Origin of the sequence: Paenalcaligenes hominis (assembly GCF_041359055.1) — a bacterium.
GTDB lineage: Bacteria > Pseudomonadota > Gammaproteobacteria > Burkholderiales > Burkholderiaceae_B > Paenalcaligenes > Paenalcaligenes hominis_A.
Window position 1 is genome coordinate 129,984 of record NZ_JBGJKZ010000006.1, and the last position, 15,908, is coordinate 145,891.

Annotated in this window: 16 protein-coding genes; 14 read left to right on the forward strand and 2 right to left on the reverse strand. The window is 47.9% G+C overall.

The genetic code is table 11. The annotated features are described in order from the left end of the window. The first annotated feature begins 75 nt into the window (after positions 1-75). From ACBP46_RS12835 to ACBP46_RS12865, 7 genes are read left to right on the forward strand one after another with little or no spacing between them, the layout of a single operon-like run. On the forward strand, positions 76-1,740 hold the full coding sequence (locus ACBP46_RS12835; RefSeq protein WP_371017114.1) for an AMP-binding protein: 1,665 nt from the start codon (positions 76-78) through the stop codon (positions 1,738-1,740). Positions 1,741-1,796: 56 nt separating this feature from the next. After that, complete coding sequence (locus tag ACBP46_RS12840; protein ID WP_371017115.1) at positions 1,797-2,615, forward strand: ABC transporter ATP-binding protein; 819 nt, start codon at positions 1,797-1,799, stop codon at positions 2,613-2,615. Then, the gene (locus ACBP46_RS12845; protein WP_371017116.1) at positions 2,602-4,566 is read left to right on the forward strand and encodes an AMP-dependent synthetase/ligase; all 1,965 of its coding nucleotides are present in this window, start codon (positions 2,602-2,604) and stop codon (positions 4,564-4,566) included. Before ACBP46_RS12840 ends, ACBP46_RS12845 begins: the two co-directional genes overlap by 14 nt. Before the next feature lie 2 nt (positions 4,567-4,568). Beyond that, positions 4,569-5,447, forward strand: coding sequence for a branched-chain amino acid ABC transporter permease (locus tag ACBP46_RS12850; protein WP_371017117.1), 879 nt, complete (start codon positions 4,569-4,571; stop codon positions 5,445-5,447). A gap of 2 nt (positions 5,448-5,449) precedes the next feature. Beyond that, positions 5,450-6,523, forward strand: a complete 1,074-nt coding sequence (locus ACBP46_RS12855) for a branched-chain amino acid ABC transporter permease (protein ID WP_371017118.1) — start codon at positions 5,450-5,452, stop codon at positions 6,521-6,523. Positions 6,524-6,560: 37 nt separating this feature from the next. Beyond that, positions 6,561-7,808, forward strand: coding sequence for an ABC transporter substrate-binding protein (locus ACBP46_RS12860; protein WP_371017119.1), 1,248 nt, complete (start codon positions 6,561-6,563; stop codon positions 7,806-7,808). Continuing rightward, positions 7,808-8,593 (forward strand): ABC transporter ATP-binding protein, encoded by a 786-nt coding sequence (locus ACBP46_RS12865; protein WP_371017120.1) that lies wholly within the window; start codon positions 7,808-7,810, stop codon positions 8,591-8,593. The genes ACBP46_RS12860 and ACBP46_RS12865 overlap by 1 nt, the downstream gene beginning before the upstream one ends. 152 nt (positions 8,594-8,745) lie before the next feature. Here the strand turns inward: ACBP46_RS12865 and ACBP46_RS12870 are convergent, their stop codons facing one another. Both ACBP46_RS12870 and ACBP46_RS12875 read right to left on the reverse strand, forming a co-directional pair. Then, positions 8,746-8,907: a DUF1328 domain-containing protein gene (locus ACBP46_RS12870; RefSeq protein WP_077733899.1), complete on the reverse strand. Its 162-nt coding sequence runs from the start codon at positions 8,905-8,907 to the stop codon at positions 8,746-8,748. Between the two features lie 83 nt (positions 8,908-8,990). Continuing rightward, positions 8,991-9,191: a CsbD family protein gene (locus tag ACBP46_RS12875; RefSeq protein WP_371017121.1), complete on the reverse strand. Its 201-nt coding sequence runs from the start codon at positions 9,189-9,191 to the stop codon at positions 8,991-8,993. A gap of 360 nt (positions 9,192-9,551) precedes the next feature. Between ACBP46_RS12875 and rplU the strand changes: the two genes are divergently transcribed. From rplU to ACBP46_RS12910, 7 genes are all read left to right on the forward strand, one after another. Continuing rightward, positions 9,552-9,863 (forward strand): 50S ribosomal protein L21, encoded by a 312-nt coding sequence (gene rplU, locus ACBP46_RS12880; protein ID WP_167661600.1) that lies wholly within the window; start codon positions 9,552-9,554, stop codon positions 9,861-9,863. Positions 9,864-9,903: 40 nt separating this feature from the next. Beyond that, a complete protein-coding gene (gene rpmA / locus ACBP46_RS12885) occupies positions 9,904-10,164 on the forward strand; it encodes a 50S ribosomal protein L27 (RefSeq protein ID WP_371017122.1) in 261 nt (86 codons plus the stop codon). A 97-nt stretch (positions 10,165-10,261) separates the two neighbouring features. Then, positions 10,262-10,924, forward strand: a complete 663-nt coding sequence (locus ACBP46_RS12890; RefSeq protein WP_371017123.1) for a hypothetical protein — start codon at positions 10,262-10,264, stop codon at positions 10,922-10,924. A 17-nt stretch (positions 10,925-10,941) separates the two neighbouring features. Further along, positions 10,942-12,279, forward strand: a complete 1,338-nt coding sequence (locus ACBP46_RS12895) for a glutathionylspermidine synthase family protein (protein WP_371017124.1) — start codon at positions 10,942-10,944, stop codon at positions 12,277-12,279. A 10-nt stretch (positions 12,280-12,289) separates the two neighbouring features. Next, positions 12,290-13,405 carry a GTPase ObgE gene (gene obgE / locus ACBP46_RS12900; RefSeq protein WP_371017125.1) on the forward strand — a complete coding sequence of 372 codons (1,116 nt, stop codon included), beginning with the start codon at positions 12,290-12,292 and terminating at the stop codon, positions 13,403-13,405. A gap of 84 nt (positions 13,406-13,489) precedes the next feature. Beyond that, entirely contained in the window at positions 13,490-14,629 is a 1,140-nt protein-coding gene (gene proB / locus ACBP46_RS12905) for a glutamate 5-kinase (RefSeq protein WP_371017126.1), read from the forward strand. Positions 14,630-14,652: 23 nt separating this feature from the next. Then, positions 14,653-15,906, forward strand: a complete 1,254-nt coding sequence (locus ACBP46_RS12910; protein WP_371017127.1) for a D-amino acid dehydrogenase — start codon at positions 14,653-14,655, stop codon at positions 15,904-15,906. The last annotated feature ends 2 nt before the right edge of the window (positions 15,907-15,908 follow it).

Sequence of the window (15,908 nt, forward strand, 5' to 3'; positions counted from 1 at the left end):
TAGACTTCCCTGCGGTCAAGCACGGCAGGGAAGACTGCAATTCATACCCGTAGTATTTGTAGCAGGAGGAGACGAATGAGTCGCAAGAGCTATGTACGCGGCAGTACCGAAGTTGCACTCACCCATGAAACCATTGGTGATTATTTTGACAGAGTCGTAAAAACCCACGCGAACCACGATGCTCTTGTTAGTTGTGCAGAACACATTCACTGGACATGGCAAGAACTCCATACGCAGGTTGAGCAAGCTGCAGCAGGACTATTGGCTATTGGGCTCAAGTCTGGCGATCGTCTCGCTATCTGGGCCAATACCAGCAGCACTTGGCTAGTTACCCAGCTAGCATGTGCCAAAACGGGTGTTATCTTGGTTAATATCAACCCGTCTGCTCGCCCCGCCGAGCTCACCGAACAGCTCAATGCGGTTCAAGCCAAAGCCCTGGTATTCCAAACCGAATTCAAAAGCAGCCATTACACTCAAATGCTGCAGGCTCTATTGCCCGAGCTCGAACATCACAATGCTGCCGAGCTACACGCTCAAGCCATTCCTAGCCTACGCTATGTAATCCAAATCGAAGATCCCGCCCCAGCCGGCATGCTGAGCTTTGCCCAACTAAAAGCCAAAGGCACAAAGCTCAATCCCGAACAACTCACCCAAGCTCAACGCCAAGTCCAAGCCCAAGACCCTTGCAACATCCAATTCAGTAGCGCTCTGGGTACTTTTGCTGCGCCCGTTACCCTCACTCATTTCAATCTGCTTAACAATGGTTTTTTTATTGGTCAGCAAATGCAGTACACACCCAACGATAGGGTCTGCATTCCAGTACCACTTTTCCATTGTTTTGGCATGGTAATGGGCAATATGGCGTCTATAGCACATGGGGCTACCATAGTTTACCCCGACCAAAGCTTTGATCCAGCACAGGTTTTATCTGCTATTCAGACCGAACGTTGTACCGCCCTATACGGCGTCCCCGCAATGTTTGTTAGCCTACTCGATCACCCTCAACGCCCTCACACCGATGTCAGCTCATTGCGTACAGGAATTATGGCTGGGGCACCCTGCCCTATAGACATCATGCAGCGCGTCACCACTGAACTGCATATGCCTCAGGTGCTTATTGGCTACGGCATGACTGAATCCTCACCCATTTCATTCATGACAGCACTATCTGATCCACTCGAACTGCGGGTCAGTACCGTAGGCCAAGTTCAACCCCACATCGAGGCACAGGTGGTCGATGAGCACAACAATGTAGTCCCTATCAATACGGTTGGTCAGCTTTGCGTACGCGGTTATCACGTCATGCAAGGTTATTGGCAACGCGACGACCTCACCCAGCAGGTCATCAAAGACGGTTGGCTTTATACCGGCGATTTAGCTCAGTTCGACGAGCAGGGCTACTGTCAAATCGTGGGCAACATCAAAGACATGATTATTCGGGGCGGGGAAAACATCTACTTGGCTGAAGTGCACAGTTTTTTACGTCACCATCCCGCTATAAAGGAACTCATTTTATTTGGGGTTCCCGATCAGCGTATGGGCCAAGAACTCTGCGTGGCAGTACGTTTACACGACGGTCACAGCCTAGATGCCGATAGCTTACGTCAATACTGTCAGGGTCAAATAGCGCATTACAAAATTCCGCGTTATGTGTTGTGCTACACCACCTTTCCCAGCACAGAACATCAATCGACCAAAGAGCTGCTTGCAGCAGATGCCATCATAAAACTCGGTCTATAAACCATCTATAAACGATTAGACAGTGTAATTTTCTGCACTGCTTATAGGGAGACAACATGGGCTTAACGTCAACGTTAACGTCAATACCTAAACAAGACGAGGTGATTTTAGCGTGCCACAACATCAGTCGGTGGTTTGGTGGCTTGCATGCAGTCAAACATGTAACGCTGGAAATTCGCAAAGGAGAAACTCTAGGCTTGGTTGGCCCCAACGGTTCTGGCAAAACCACCACCGTTAACGCCATTACGGGTTTTTTTCCTCCTCAAGAGGGTGAAATCCTGTATCAAGGGCGGCCGGTACAACGCATGCGCCCCCATGAAATTGCTCAGCTCGGTATAGCGCGTACATTCCAAAATGTAGCGTTATTTAAAGGGATGAGTGTGCTCGACAACATCTTGCTTGGCCGACACAACTTCATGAAACCCAGCGTTATTAGTGCCATGTTTTATTGGGGTCTGGCCCAAAAAGAAGAAATACTGAATAGGCACAAAGTCGAAGAAATTATTGACCTGCTTCAGCTCGAAGATGTACGCGACGAATTGGTTGACGTGATTCCGCTAGGAACGCAAAAACGCGTAGAGCTAGCACGTGCTTTAGTCGCTGAGCCCACATTTTTAATTCTAGACGAGCCCATGGCTGGCATGAACCAAGAAGAAAAAGAGTACATGGTTCGCTTTATCTTGGATGCCAAAGAAGCTCTGGGATTGACTATTTTACTTATTGAGCACCACATGGATGTGGTCACTGCTATTTGCGACCGCTTAGTGGTGCTAAATAACGGTGAAAAAATTAAAGAAGGCTTGCCGCTCGAGGCAATTAGCGACCCCACTGTGGTAGCAGCTTATATTGGGAGGGTAGACCATGCCAGCGCCTAATGCCCGTGAACAATCCCGTCAACTCCATCCACACTGGAAGGACGAAGACAACTTACTGAGCTTGCTTGCTCACAATGCCAAACAATACCCAAACCAAGTCGCCATGCGCGAACGCGATCACGGCATTTGGCAAGAATACACATGGCAGCAATACTTAGATCAAGTTCTGGGCTTTGCTGCGGGTCTAGAACAACTTGGTGTGAAAGCCGATGATTTAATCCTTATTTTGGGCGATAACCGTCCTGCTCTGTACTTTGCCATGCTTGGGGCAATTGCGGTAGGTGCTATCCCATCACCCGCCTACCCCGACACTACCCCCGAAGAGCTCTCAGGCCAAATTCAACGTGAAAACATCCGTTTTGCCGTAGCTGAAGACCAAGAGCAAGTCGATAAGCTCTTGCATGTGGTCGAGCTTCAAGAGACGGGTTCGTTAATAGAAAAAATCATTTACGACGACCGACGGGGCTTAGATCAACAAGCACACCCCCTGACCATAGCCTTTGACGATGTAGTGGAAATGGGGCAAAACCGTTTAGCTCAAACACCGCAATTACAGGCCGATCTTTTGGCGCGCCCCTCTATTCATGACATAGCAGCACTACTGCACTCCTCTGGCACCACCGGAGTACCCAAAGGGATTCCATTAAAACACGGTCACATTTTGTATGGGGTGCGCAACGCTGCTAATGCGGGCTACTTCACCGAAGGCGAGGTGCATATGGCCTATCTGCCTATAGCATGGGTAGGCGACTTTATTTTCTCTATCGGCGCAGCTTTGGCCTTACGGTTTGTGGTTAATATTCCCGAGCGTCAGGAAACGTCGCAAAACGACCTACGCGAAATTGCACCCACACTGTATTTTTGTTCACCACGCGCTTGGTCTACGATGCTAACCCGTATTCAGGTCGGCATTGATGAATCATCCCCGTTCAAACAAAAAATCTATCATCATTTTATGGATTTTGCTTTACGCCTAGAGCGGCAGCGTCTAGAGGGTAAACAGCCATCCTTAGGTCAAAAAATGTGGTATTGGCTAGGTAGCCAATTAATCTATAACCCCATTAAAGACCGCTTGGGTTTATCACGTGTGCAACGCCCTTATACAGCAGGTGAAGCCATTGGCGAAGAGGTGTTCTTATTCTTCCGTGCGTTGGGGCTTAATCTTAGGCAGTTTTATGGGCAAACCGAAAACTGCGCCTTGGCCGCCGCTCAGTCTGCTGACGAGGTCAAACTACACGCAGTAGGGCGACCTTTCCCCGGTGTGGAAATCAAAATCAATGATGATGGCGAAATCCTCATGCGTGGCGACAACGTCTTTGACGGCTATTACAACCAACCCAAAGACACGGCAGAAACCTTGCGTGATGGTTGGATGCATACAGGTGATGCAGGCTATCTAGAGGACGATGGGCAACTGGTTGTATTAGGTCGCGTTTCAGAGGTGGTTTATACCGCCCAAAAAGAACGTTTTATTCCCACCTATATTGAAAACCGTTTGCAGTTTAGCCATTACATTAAAGACGCCTGCATATTAGGTAAAGACCGCAACCACTTGAACGCCATTATCTGCATAGACTTTCAGGCAGTAGGTCATTGGGCCACAGAAAACAGTGTGCCCTATTCGTCTTATGCAGAGCTCTCTCAACACCCCAAAACCTATGAAATGGTTCGAGAGCAAATTGAAAAAGTGAATCAGCTTTTACCTGAACCACTACGTATTCAGCGCTTTGTTAACTTACACAAAGAATTCGATGCTAACGACGGTGAAGTGACTCGCACCCGCAAGCTACGCCGTAACGTGATTGATCAAACCTACGGTGCCATTATTGAAGCCATGTATAACAACCATGATCACATCGATTTCGAAGCCCCGATTGTGTACGAAACCGGTGAAACGGGTGTGCTCAAGCGCACATTACGTATTCATAACACCACTGGAAAAAGGAATTAAGCATGGCATATTTCCTCGAACTTTTTATTAACGGCGCACTAACGGGCTTGATGTATAGCTTAGTCGCGCTAGGTGTGGTCTTGATTTATAAATCTGCTGGTGTGCCCAATCTGGCTCAAGGCGCGATGGTTATGTCAGCCGCTTATGTGGTCTGGATCCTCAATAGTTATGGGGTACCCATGACACTCGCCATTGTGTTGGGCGCAGTCGTCATGTTTGCATTTGGCATGCTGGCCGAGCGTTTTTTATTACGCAAAATGGTGGGACAGCCCATCATCATGATCGTGATGTTAACTCTGGGTCTAGAGATTTTCCTCCGTGGTTTTGGGCCAGGCTTTCTGGGTGCTGCCCCTAAACAACTCGATATTGGGATGTCATTAGCCCCTATTATTATTGGTGATGTATTTATTAACCGCGTCTACTTACTAGGCGGGGTGATTGCTTTACTGCTTATTGCTGCTTCTGGTTTGTTTTTCCGTACCCGCTTAGGTACTAAATTACGCGCCGTGTCTGATGACCATATTTCTAGCTGGTCAGTGGGCATCTCTGTAGAGCGTGCTATTGGCATTTCCTGGGGCATCGCCGGTATTTCGGCATTAGCCGCTGGGGTGGTATGGGGGTCGGTACAAGGGGTAGATTGGACCTTATCCGAACTGCTTTTCCCCGCCATTGCAGTAGTGATATTAGGCGGTCTTGATAGCGTTCTAGGGGTACTTATTGGGGGGCTAATTGTAGGGGTTTTAGGCAGTGTGATCCCCGGCTACATTGATGAAATCGCAGGAGGCGGTACCCGAGATGTAGTGACCTCACTCATTATTCTATTCACTATTATGCTCCGTCCCTACGGTATTTTAGGCCGTGAAGACATTGAGAGGGTGTAACTATGTTTTATCGCTTATCTGGTATTCACCACACACGCTATCAAACAGCACGTCAGCTTTGGCCTATTCCGGCTGATCGTTATCAAGTCTATTTTCTGCTGGCGCTAGGCCTAGCCGCACCTTTTATTTTTAGCAATTTTTATCTTTCTAGCTACATTATGCCGTGGCTAATCCTTAGTGCCGCTGCGCTTTCCCTAACATTATTAATGGGTATCGCCGGACAATTGCACTTTGGCTTTGCTTCTGTCATGGCGATTGGGGCTTATACGAGTATTCACTTAACACGAGCCGGCGTACCGTTAGAGCTAGCTTTATTAGGGGCTGGTTTGATGTCAGCCCTTATTGGTAGTGTGTTTGGGGCCGCCGCTTTACGTGTTAAAGGCTTGTATTTAGTCATGGCAACCTTGGCTATGCAGTACTTAGTGGACTGGACCATTGTGAATGTTCCCGTTATTAGCGGAGGCGCTCAAGCCACTCTTCAAACCCCCGCAACGACTTTTTTATTTGTTGCACTTAAATCCGACATGGCGCGGTATTACTTGGCATTACTTTGGGTAGTGTTTATCACTTTATTAATTCTTAATATTAAACGCTCCAGTATTGGGCGGGCCTTAGTTGCGGTACGTGACAAGGATTATGCTGCCGCAGTAATTGGCATTAATGTAGTGCGCTTTAAATTAGTAGCCTTTTTTACGAGCTCTTTTTTAGGCGGGGTTACGGGTGCCATTTTAGCTTTTTGTTATTACCAAGCCGTTACCCCCGAACAATTTAACTTCAATATTTCTGTACAGCTCGTAGCAATGGTACTGGTAGGCGGTTTAGGTAGTGTACTAGGTGCCTATTTAGGGGCTGGTTTTGTGCTTCTTGTGCCCATTTTGCTAACAAACGCTGTGATTATGTTGTCCGGCATGGGCTGGCTTGATGTATCCACTAATTTACTGGCCCATATTCCTCTGATGATTTACGGGGCATTAATTGTTGGATTCTTGTTGTTTGAACCTCTGGGTTTAGGAAAGATCTACGACAACATCAGAAACTATCTGTTGGTCTGGCCTTTCCGCCACTCTAAGCTGTAATCATAAACAGTCATACCACTCTATTTAGGAGACTACGATGAGACATTCCATGCGCAAATTGGCCTTCGGTGCCGCTTTAGTCGCTAGTGCCATGAGCTTCGGGGTTGCCCACGCCAACGACCCCATTAAATTCGCCGCCCCTCTTGATTACACCGCGGTGTATACCTTCTTAACAAATGAGTATGCCCAAGGCCAAAAAGACTACTTACGCATGATTAACGACGCGGGCGGTATTGAAGGGCAAAAAATTGAATACACGTCATCGGACACAGGTAATCAACCACAGCGGGGTATTGAGGCGTACAACCGAGCACAGCGTGACGGGGCCATTCTGTTTGATTTTCTCAGTACACCCGTTGCTCGCGCCATGGTTAACCGTGTGCTAGACGACAAAGTCGTCATGATCACAGCCTTCCATGGTCGTGGCGACGCCAGTGATGGTGAAACCTTCCCCTATGTCTTCCCTGTTATGTCAACCTATTGGTCCCAAGCCGCCACGCTCATTGATTACATGGAGCAACACGAAGGGGGGTTAAAAGGTAAAAAAGTAGCGCACGTTTACATCGACTCCCCTTTCGGGCGTGAACCTATTCCAGTTTTAGAAAAACTATCGGAAAAACTGGATTTCACTTTGCGTACCTTCCCCTATGCAAGCCCAGGCAATGAACAGTCCTCTACATGGTCCGAGGTGCGTCGTTTCCGTCCTGATCAAGTAATTATCTGGGGTGCAGGCGGTGGTCAAGCCGTGTCAGTACGCGAAGCTATCCGTAATGGCATTGCGCCAGAAAAAATTCACTCTGTAGTCTGGCTCGCTGAAGCAGATATGGAGTCCGTAGGCAAAGACACTGCTAAAGGTATTCGTAAATTTGAAGGTACTGCAAACGGTACGGACTCCGAATTAATCCAAGAAATCATCACCAAGGTTATTGAACCAGGTCATGGCTCTGGCCCTAAAGAAAACGTAGGCCGCACCTATTACAACGTGGGGGTCGCCACCATGGCCGTTTCTGTGGAGGCCGCCCGTTTAGCCCTAGAAAAATTTGGCCCACCTCTTGATGGCGACAAACTACGTCAAGGCTTTGAAATGATCAAAGACTATGATGCAAAAGGCTTACTGCCACCGCTCAGCTTTAGCACTGAAGACCACCAAGGGGGCGGATTTGGGCGCGTTTCACATTGGGATGGCGAAAAATGGGCCCCCTTAAACGACTGGGGCAACCCTTACCAAGACATTGTTTGGGAATCCATTCGTCAAGACGCTGCTGCTTTTAAGGAGGGTCGCTGATGCTAAAACTGAGCAACGTGGAAGTGGTCTATGACAAAGTGTTCTTAGCCATTCGCGGTGTCTCACTTCATGTGGCCGAAGGGGGCATGATTGCCCTTCTCGGCTCTAACGGCGCAGGTAAAAGCACCACGCTCAAATCCATCAGTGGGCTTCTGGCCCCTGAGCGTGGTGAAGTTACTCGGGGCTCTATCGAGTTTTTAGGCGAAAACATTTTGCCTTATGGTGCACCCAAGCGTGTTGGAATGGGCTTAGTCCATGTCATGGAAGGACGCCGCATTTTTGGGCATTTAACGCCGGACGATAACCTACTGGCAGCCTATCGCAGTGGTGGCTCTAGGGCGCGCCTACAGCAGCTGCGTGACATGGTCTACGACTACTTCCCACGTCTAACCCAATTTCAAAAAACCAAAGCGGGCTATTTGTCTGGGGGTGAGCAACAAATGTTAGCCATAGGCCGTGCTCTTATGACAGAGCCTAAGCTCCTTATGTTAGACGAACCTAGCTTGGGCTTATCACCCCGCCTAGTCCAAGAAATCTTCGGTATCATCCGCAAAATTAACCAAGAAAACAAGATGAGTGTGCTCTTAGTCGAACAAAATGCTGCCGCAGCACTTGAGTTCGTCGATCACGCCTATTTAATTGAAAACGGTAACGTAGTCATGAGCGGCGAGGCTGCCGTACTTAAAGAAAACCCAGACGTCCAAGAGTTCTATCTTGGCGGTTCGGATCGTGTGGATTATCACAACGTCAAGCACTACCGTCGCCGTAAGCGTTGGTTGGCCTAACGCCCAAGGAGTGGGGCTAGCTGCTCCACTCCTCTCCTTATTTTTAATTAAGCACTTAGCACTGCCCCCTTCCCACACCGAACAAAAAAAGCCCGCCAAAGGCGGGCTATAAATACCTACATCACTCTCAAAACGACGGAGACAACCTACTTCTACTTACTCATTAATCCACGCAGTAAACTAAGCACTGCGAGCACAATAAATACAAAAAACAGTATCTTTGCTATCGAAGCCGCACCTGCGGCAATACCACCAAAACCTAAGACCGCGGCAATAATAGCGACAATAAAAAATATCAAAGCGTAATGCAACATATCTCTCTCCTAAACAGAACACCTACAGGCAGATAATTTGGGCTTGTTTAAAGTTGAATCATTGCTAACCAGATCAGATCGCTTTAAGGATTGTCATCATAAAAACGCTTTACTTCTTCTTCGGCTGCTTCACGAGTCTTGCCGTAACGTTCTTGTACTAAGCCAGCTAACTGCCGTAAATTACCATTTACTTGATCCAACTCATCATGGGTAATTTTGCCCCATTTTTCTTGGGCCTTGCCCTTGAGCTGCTTCCACTTGCCTTCCAAGATATCTTTATTCATAGTCACTCCTACAGCGGTGTGTATAAAACTGAGCCAACTTGGTTTTCATTAGAGTAGATTACAGTTTCTACCTTACGCATATCTCTCTAAATAACCATGGCAAAATCATTGCAAATGTAATTAAAAAGCACGCTGTCTCTATAAATCACCTGTTTCAGGGCCTTAGTTGATTCAATCCGTTACATTTAAGCGCTTTCCGTGATGATGATTCCCTTTGTTGCTATTTGCACTTAAAGGCGGCTAGTAGCTTGCTTTACTTGATTTTTACGTTTTATAATGCTTAATTAGTCTATTTTTATTTAGACTAAATTTTGACTATTTAATTAATTGACGATTTATCGTTTTTTATAGGAAATCCCTATGTACGCGGTTATAAAAACCGGCGGCAAACAATATCGTGTTGCCGTTGGCCAAAAATTGAAAATAGAACAGATACCGGCAGACATTGGGCAAGAAATCTCGCTAGACCAGGTTCTATCCGTAGGCGAAGGCGACACCCTTAAAATTGGTGTTCCTTTTGTTGATGGTGCCAAGGTTACTGCTACTGTTCTTGCACAAGGCCGTCACGACAAGATCAAGATCTTCAAAATGCGCCGTCGCAAGGGCTACCGTCGCACCCAAGGTCATCGTCAAAACTACACCGAAATCCGTATCGAAGCCGTTAACGCTTAATCTAGATACGAACGGGTATTACCAATAGGAGTGCATTAACATGGCACAAAAGAAAGGCGGCGGCTCTACGCGAAACGGACGCGACTCACAGGCTAAACGTCTAGGCGTCAAAGTTTATGGTGGTCAAGCTATCAATGCTGGTTCCATCATTGTGCGTCAGCGTGGTACACAGTTCCATCCCGGCTCTAACGTGGGCATGGGTAAAGACCACACCCTCTACTCTCTAGTAGACGGTCAAGTCAAATTCAGCATTCAAGGCGCGCTCAACAAGCGTACAGTTTCTGTTATCGCCGCTGAATAAGCCTTTCGGTTTTTACCGAAACTAAAAACTGCACCCATCTGCAGGACTATGTTCCACGTCAGAGGTGCAGTTTTTTTATTGTAAAGTACGATCAATTATGTTTAAAAAACCCGCTTTATTAGGTCTCATTGCCACTAGCGCTTGGCTCAGCGCCACGCCGCTTCCTGCGATTGCCCAAGACACCGAGGCTGCTAAACACGTTCTTGATCAGCTTAATGCCGAGCGCGAAACCACGCGCATTTTGCTAGAAAAGCTAAAAAGCACCGATCCCAGTGTGATTGATGTCTATTTCAAACTGGATGAAAACCAACAACGTACTATGGTGGTTTCTCGAGTCACGGATGCCGGGCTTATTGAAACATGGGAAGCCCCAGCAGACGTCATCAACGCCACCATGCAAGAAGCCGAAGCCAAAGCTAAAGCAGACAACCCCGAGGCCTCATCTGGCTTTGATTGGAGCTCGGCCATCGCGCCTATGCTTGGCGGCATGTTAGCCGGTTATTTGCTGAGCAATGCGTTTTCAGGTGCAGGTAAAAGTACACAGATGACGCGCGAAGCGCATGAACGAGAAAGACGCATTCAAAGCTCCGCTTATCGCGCCAATAGCGCCACGCGAGCCCAACAGCTACGCCAAACACCAGCCAACACCAATACCTTAAACCGTAGTCCTGCTACAGCACGCCCTCCTGTTGGTCAAAGCCAAGGCGGTACTTTTAGCAGCTCAGGTGTGCGTTCTAGTGGCTATAGTAGCGGCGGTTAATCTCTTTTAGGTATTTCATGAGCGCTATTTCTCTTACTTATGCCTCCGTGCCCTTGCAGCTGGATGAGCTAATTGCGTCCGAGCTTCCTTTTTGCCAAACGCTCTACAATCAGCAGGACGAACTACATCAAGACATTCAGAATTGCTTTTCGTTTTTTTTAGAAAACCAAGCAGATTTGCCTTTATATGTGGTTCAGGAGCCCAATGCAGAGCGTATTCAACACGAATTGAGCCAGTACTATCAAATGCTCAAGGACGCACTCAAGCAAGCCTTTGAGCTACCTATGGATCAGCTCCGCTATTGGTTCGATTGCTCTGCTGCGCATGATGTGGGGTTTGGGGCATTTGTGGATTATGCCAAAGCGACTTTTGTGGATCACACACAGAACCGCACTGCTTTTACTCCCGCCTCTAGCGCTATTTACGGGCGCTTAGATGCAGTGGTTGACCCGGATACGGGTGAGGTCGTGGGCGTGTATGAGTTCAACGGTGATACCCCTGTGATGTTGTTTGAGTCCATCAATTTACAAAATAAAATTGTGACTGAATTGGGCCAAGCCGATAATCAAGCTAATGAATGGTGGGAAATCACCCAAAACCGCTTCCGTGGTCTAGCTGGTAAAACCATCGCGGTGGTCTGCGATGTCAGCTATATTGAAGACAGCACCACCTCAGAAACCATTGCTCAGGTATTAGATGCTGTAGGGGCACAGGTGTATTTCACCACCATTGAAAGCTTGAATCACACCTTATTAGATATTGAAAAACCGTTTCGTATTGATGGGGTCGCAACGCCACCTGATGCGGTATTCATGCTGTTACCTTGGGAAGAAATGTGGAGCTCAGGCCGAGATGTATTAGCTCATTGGCCCCATTGGTATAAAAATGTGCATTTTTTCGAACCCGCATGGCGTTGGTTTATGTCGCACAAAGGGCTTTTGGCATGGGCCAGTTTTTTACTGGCGGAAGACCCTGATTTTGCAGCACGGTGGGCTCATGTACCGCATTTACATACCGAACTGAGTCCCGATTATTTTATTGCCAACCATTTAGATTACGTGGTGAAGCCTGTTATTGGTAGACTAAGTCAAAACATCCAAATTGTGCAAAACAACCACGTTATCACCCAAACAGACGGTCACTATGGGGCAGAACCCATGGTGTACCAACAATACTGCCCACCACACCATGTCGCTGACCGCCCCAATATGATCCTAGGGGGCTGGCTGGCCGGAGAGCAAGTGGCTACCTTATGCTTTAGAGAATTCGATGGCGCGGTATTAGACTTACAAAATGAACGCTTTATTGCTCATCTGCTGGTTCCAAACACCGCAATAAGCCCAAGCGACTATTAATGGAAAGAATATGAAATTTGTAGACGAAGCCACCATTGAAGTACAAGGCGGAAAAGGAGGCAATGGCGCTGCTTCTTTTAGACGCGAAAAATTTATCCCTAAAGGCGGCCCTGATGGCGGCGACGGCGGTCGAGGCGGCTCCGTGTTTGCCGTTGCTGATCGTAACGTAAACACGCTAATTGATTACCGTTACGCACGCCTGCACAAAGGTCGCAACGGTGAGCACGGTCGTGGTTCAGACCAATACGGTGCCGCAGGTGAAGACATTACGCTGCGTTTTCCTGTGGGCACTACTATATACGATGCCGAAACCGGCGAGTTACTCTTTGACTTAGATCACCACGATCAACAAGTCACTCTAGCCCAAGGCGGCCAAGGCGGTTTGGGTAATCTGCACTTTAAAAGCAGTATTAACCGAGCGCCCCGCCAATACACCAACGGCACCGAAGGTGAGCAACGCAAACTTCGCCTTGAGCTTAAAGTATTGGCTGACGTTGGGTTGCTAGGTTTACCCAATGCCGGTAAATCTACCTTTATCAGTCAGGTCTCTAATGCACGACCACGTATTGCTGATTACCCATTTACTACCTTACACCCTAACTTAGGGGTGGTACGTAGTTCAGCCGCGCATAGCTTTGTGATTGCCGATTTACCTGGCTTAATCTCGGGCGCTTCCGAGGGGGCTGGTCTAGGTCATCTGTTTCTCAGGCATCTATCGCGTACACGTTTATTGCTGCATATTGTGGATGTCAGCCATCTAGACCCCGAGGTCGATCCCCTAGAAAAAGCTGTCGAGGAAATAGAGACCATTGTCGAAGAACTACGTCTCTACAACCCAGAACTCTATAAAAAACCTCGCTGGTTAGCACTCAACAAGATTGATATGCTTGAAGACCCCACTGCGTTTAAAGCGGCTTTGTGCGAGCGTTTAAACTGGAAAGGCCCCGTTTTTGAAATGTCTGCCCTCACCGGTCAAGGCACTCAGACTTTGGTATTAAAAATTCAAAGTTGGCTTGATCAACAACAGGCCGAAGAACAACGTCTGTTAAATGAAGCACAGGCCGACTTTGAGCCTGACGATCCGCGTTTTAAGCCAAATCGACAAAACATTGATCAAGACGAGTAAAAGCTCAGCACAACATGAAAAAGCGGGATTATCATAGAGGTTTAACTTGTCAATTGATCTCGCTTTACTTTTAATGGTTCATTTATGTCTCATGCGACAACATCGGTAGTTGCTGACTCCCAACGTTTAGTAGTGAAAGTCGGCTCCTCCTTGGTCACCAACCAAGGCAAAGGCATTGACCGCGCTGCGGTCAAAGAATGGTCTGCTCAAATTGCACAGCTGCATCAACAAGGCAAACAAGTGGTGTTGGTTTCCAGCGGTGCTATTGCCGAGGGTATTGTACGCTTAGGATGGCCGCGTCGGCCTACCGCTATGCATGAACTACAAGCGGCGGCAGCCGTAGGGCAAATGGGTTTAATTCAAGCCTACGAGGTGGCTTTTGCCGAGCATGGCATACGAACTGCACAGGTGTTATTAACGCACGAAGATCTGGCGGATCGCACTCGATATCTCAACGCTCGTAGTACCCTCTATACGCTTTTAAACTTAGGTGTAGTGCCTATCGTGAACGAAAACGATACCGTGATTACCGATGAGATTCGTCTAGGTGACAATGACACCCTAGGTGCTTTAGTCACTAATCTTATCGAGGGCGATTCCCTTATTATTCTTACCGATCAATCGGGACTGTACAGTGCCGACCCGCGCTCTAACCCCGATGCTCAATTTATTTCCCATGCCCAAGCCGGCGACCCTGCTTTGGAAAAAATGGCAGGCGGAGCAGGTAGCAGTGTTGGGACGGGCGGTATGATCACCAAGGTCCTCGCGGCTAAACGGGCGGCTAATAGCGGTGGCGACACTATTATCGCTTCAGGTCATGAGCCTAATGTATTAGTGCGACTGGCCCAAGGTGAGTGCATAGGCACCGAACTACGAGCCGAGCTACCTGTACAAAGTGCGCGCCAACGATGGTTATCAAGCCATTTACGCGTGCGCGGCAAAGTTCGCCTCGATGCTGGTGCCATCAAAGCCCTGAAAGAAGACCATAAAAGCCTATTAGCCATCGGCGTCACCGCCGTCATAGGTGACTTTAACCGCGGGGATGTTGTAGCATGTATTGATGAATCCGGCGTTGAACATAGCCGTGGTCTTATCAACTATTCCAGCGCAGACACGCGGCGTATTATGGGCTCTCCAAGTCATGCCATTGCTGACTTATTAGGCTCTATGTCAGATGCCGAACTCATTCATCGCGACAACATGGTCGTCAACTACTCAAAGTAAAGCCTTATCACTAAGGAAAAATCATGAAAGTGCTTGTGCTAGGCGCTGGCGTTGCAGGGGTCTGTAGCGCCTATTATTTAGCCAAACAAGGCCACAGCGTCACCGTTATCGATCGTTTAGAAGGCTCAGCCATGGAGACCAGCTTTGGCAATGCTGGGCAGGTTTCTTTCGGCTACGCCTCACCCTGGGCAGCCCCAGGCATTCCCTTAAAAGCTGCTAAATGGTTATTTGCTGAACACCCTCCTTTTAGTTTTAAACCTGACGGCAGCCTATATCAGTTGCAGTGGTTACTAAAAATGTGGGCAAACTGCACCCCCGCCAATTACAAAACCAACAAGGAACGAATGGTACGCGTTGCTGACTACAGTCGCAAATGCTTAGCCAAACTACGAGAAGACACGCATATTCAATACGAAGCGCGCCAAAAAGGCACACTACAACTGTTTCGTACAGATCAACAGATGGCAGCTTCCGAAGCCGATATGCGTGTTCTAGAGGAAATGGGCGTTGCCTTCCAGCTTTTAGGACGTGATCAGCTCGCTAGTGCCGAGCCAGCTTTAGAACTAGTCAAAGAAAAATTTGTAGGCGGGCTGCGCTTACCCGATGATGAAACGGGCGACTGCCGCTTATTTACTTTAGCGCTGACTAAAATGGCAGAAGAGCTTGGGGTAGAGTTCAGATTTAATGAGTCCATTCAACAAATCCAACGCCAAGGCGACACCATTAGCGGCGTCATTAGCAATGGGCAGCTAATTACCGCCGATGCGTATTTGGTATGTTTAGGCTCATGGTCTAGACCGTTATTACGCAATATTGCCCCGATTCCGGTCTACCCCTTAAAGGGCTATTCCATTACTGTGCCTATTGCAGACCCTAAGTTTGCCCCACAATCTACCTTGTTAGATGAAAGCTATAAAATTGCTTTAACCCGTTTTGATAACCGGATACGGGTAGGCGGTATGGCCGAAGTGGCTGGGTTTGATAAAACACTTAATCCAAAACGCCAAGCTACGTTATTAATGGTATTAAATGACTTATTCCCTAAGGCTAGCCATGAAAAAAAAGAAGTGAACTTTTGGACTGGCTTGCGTCCAAAAACCCCAGATAGTGTGCCTATTATTGGTAAAGGCCCTGCTAAAAACCTATTTTTAAATATAGGCCATGGCACCTTGGGTTGGACCATGAGCACAGGTAGCGCAAGTGTAATTGCTGATATTATCTCGGGCAAAGAGCCAGAGATACGGGTTGATGACCTTAATTTAAGCCGTTACCAATAAGC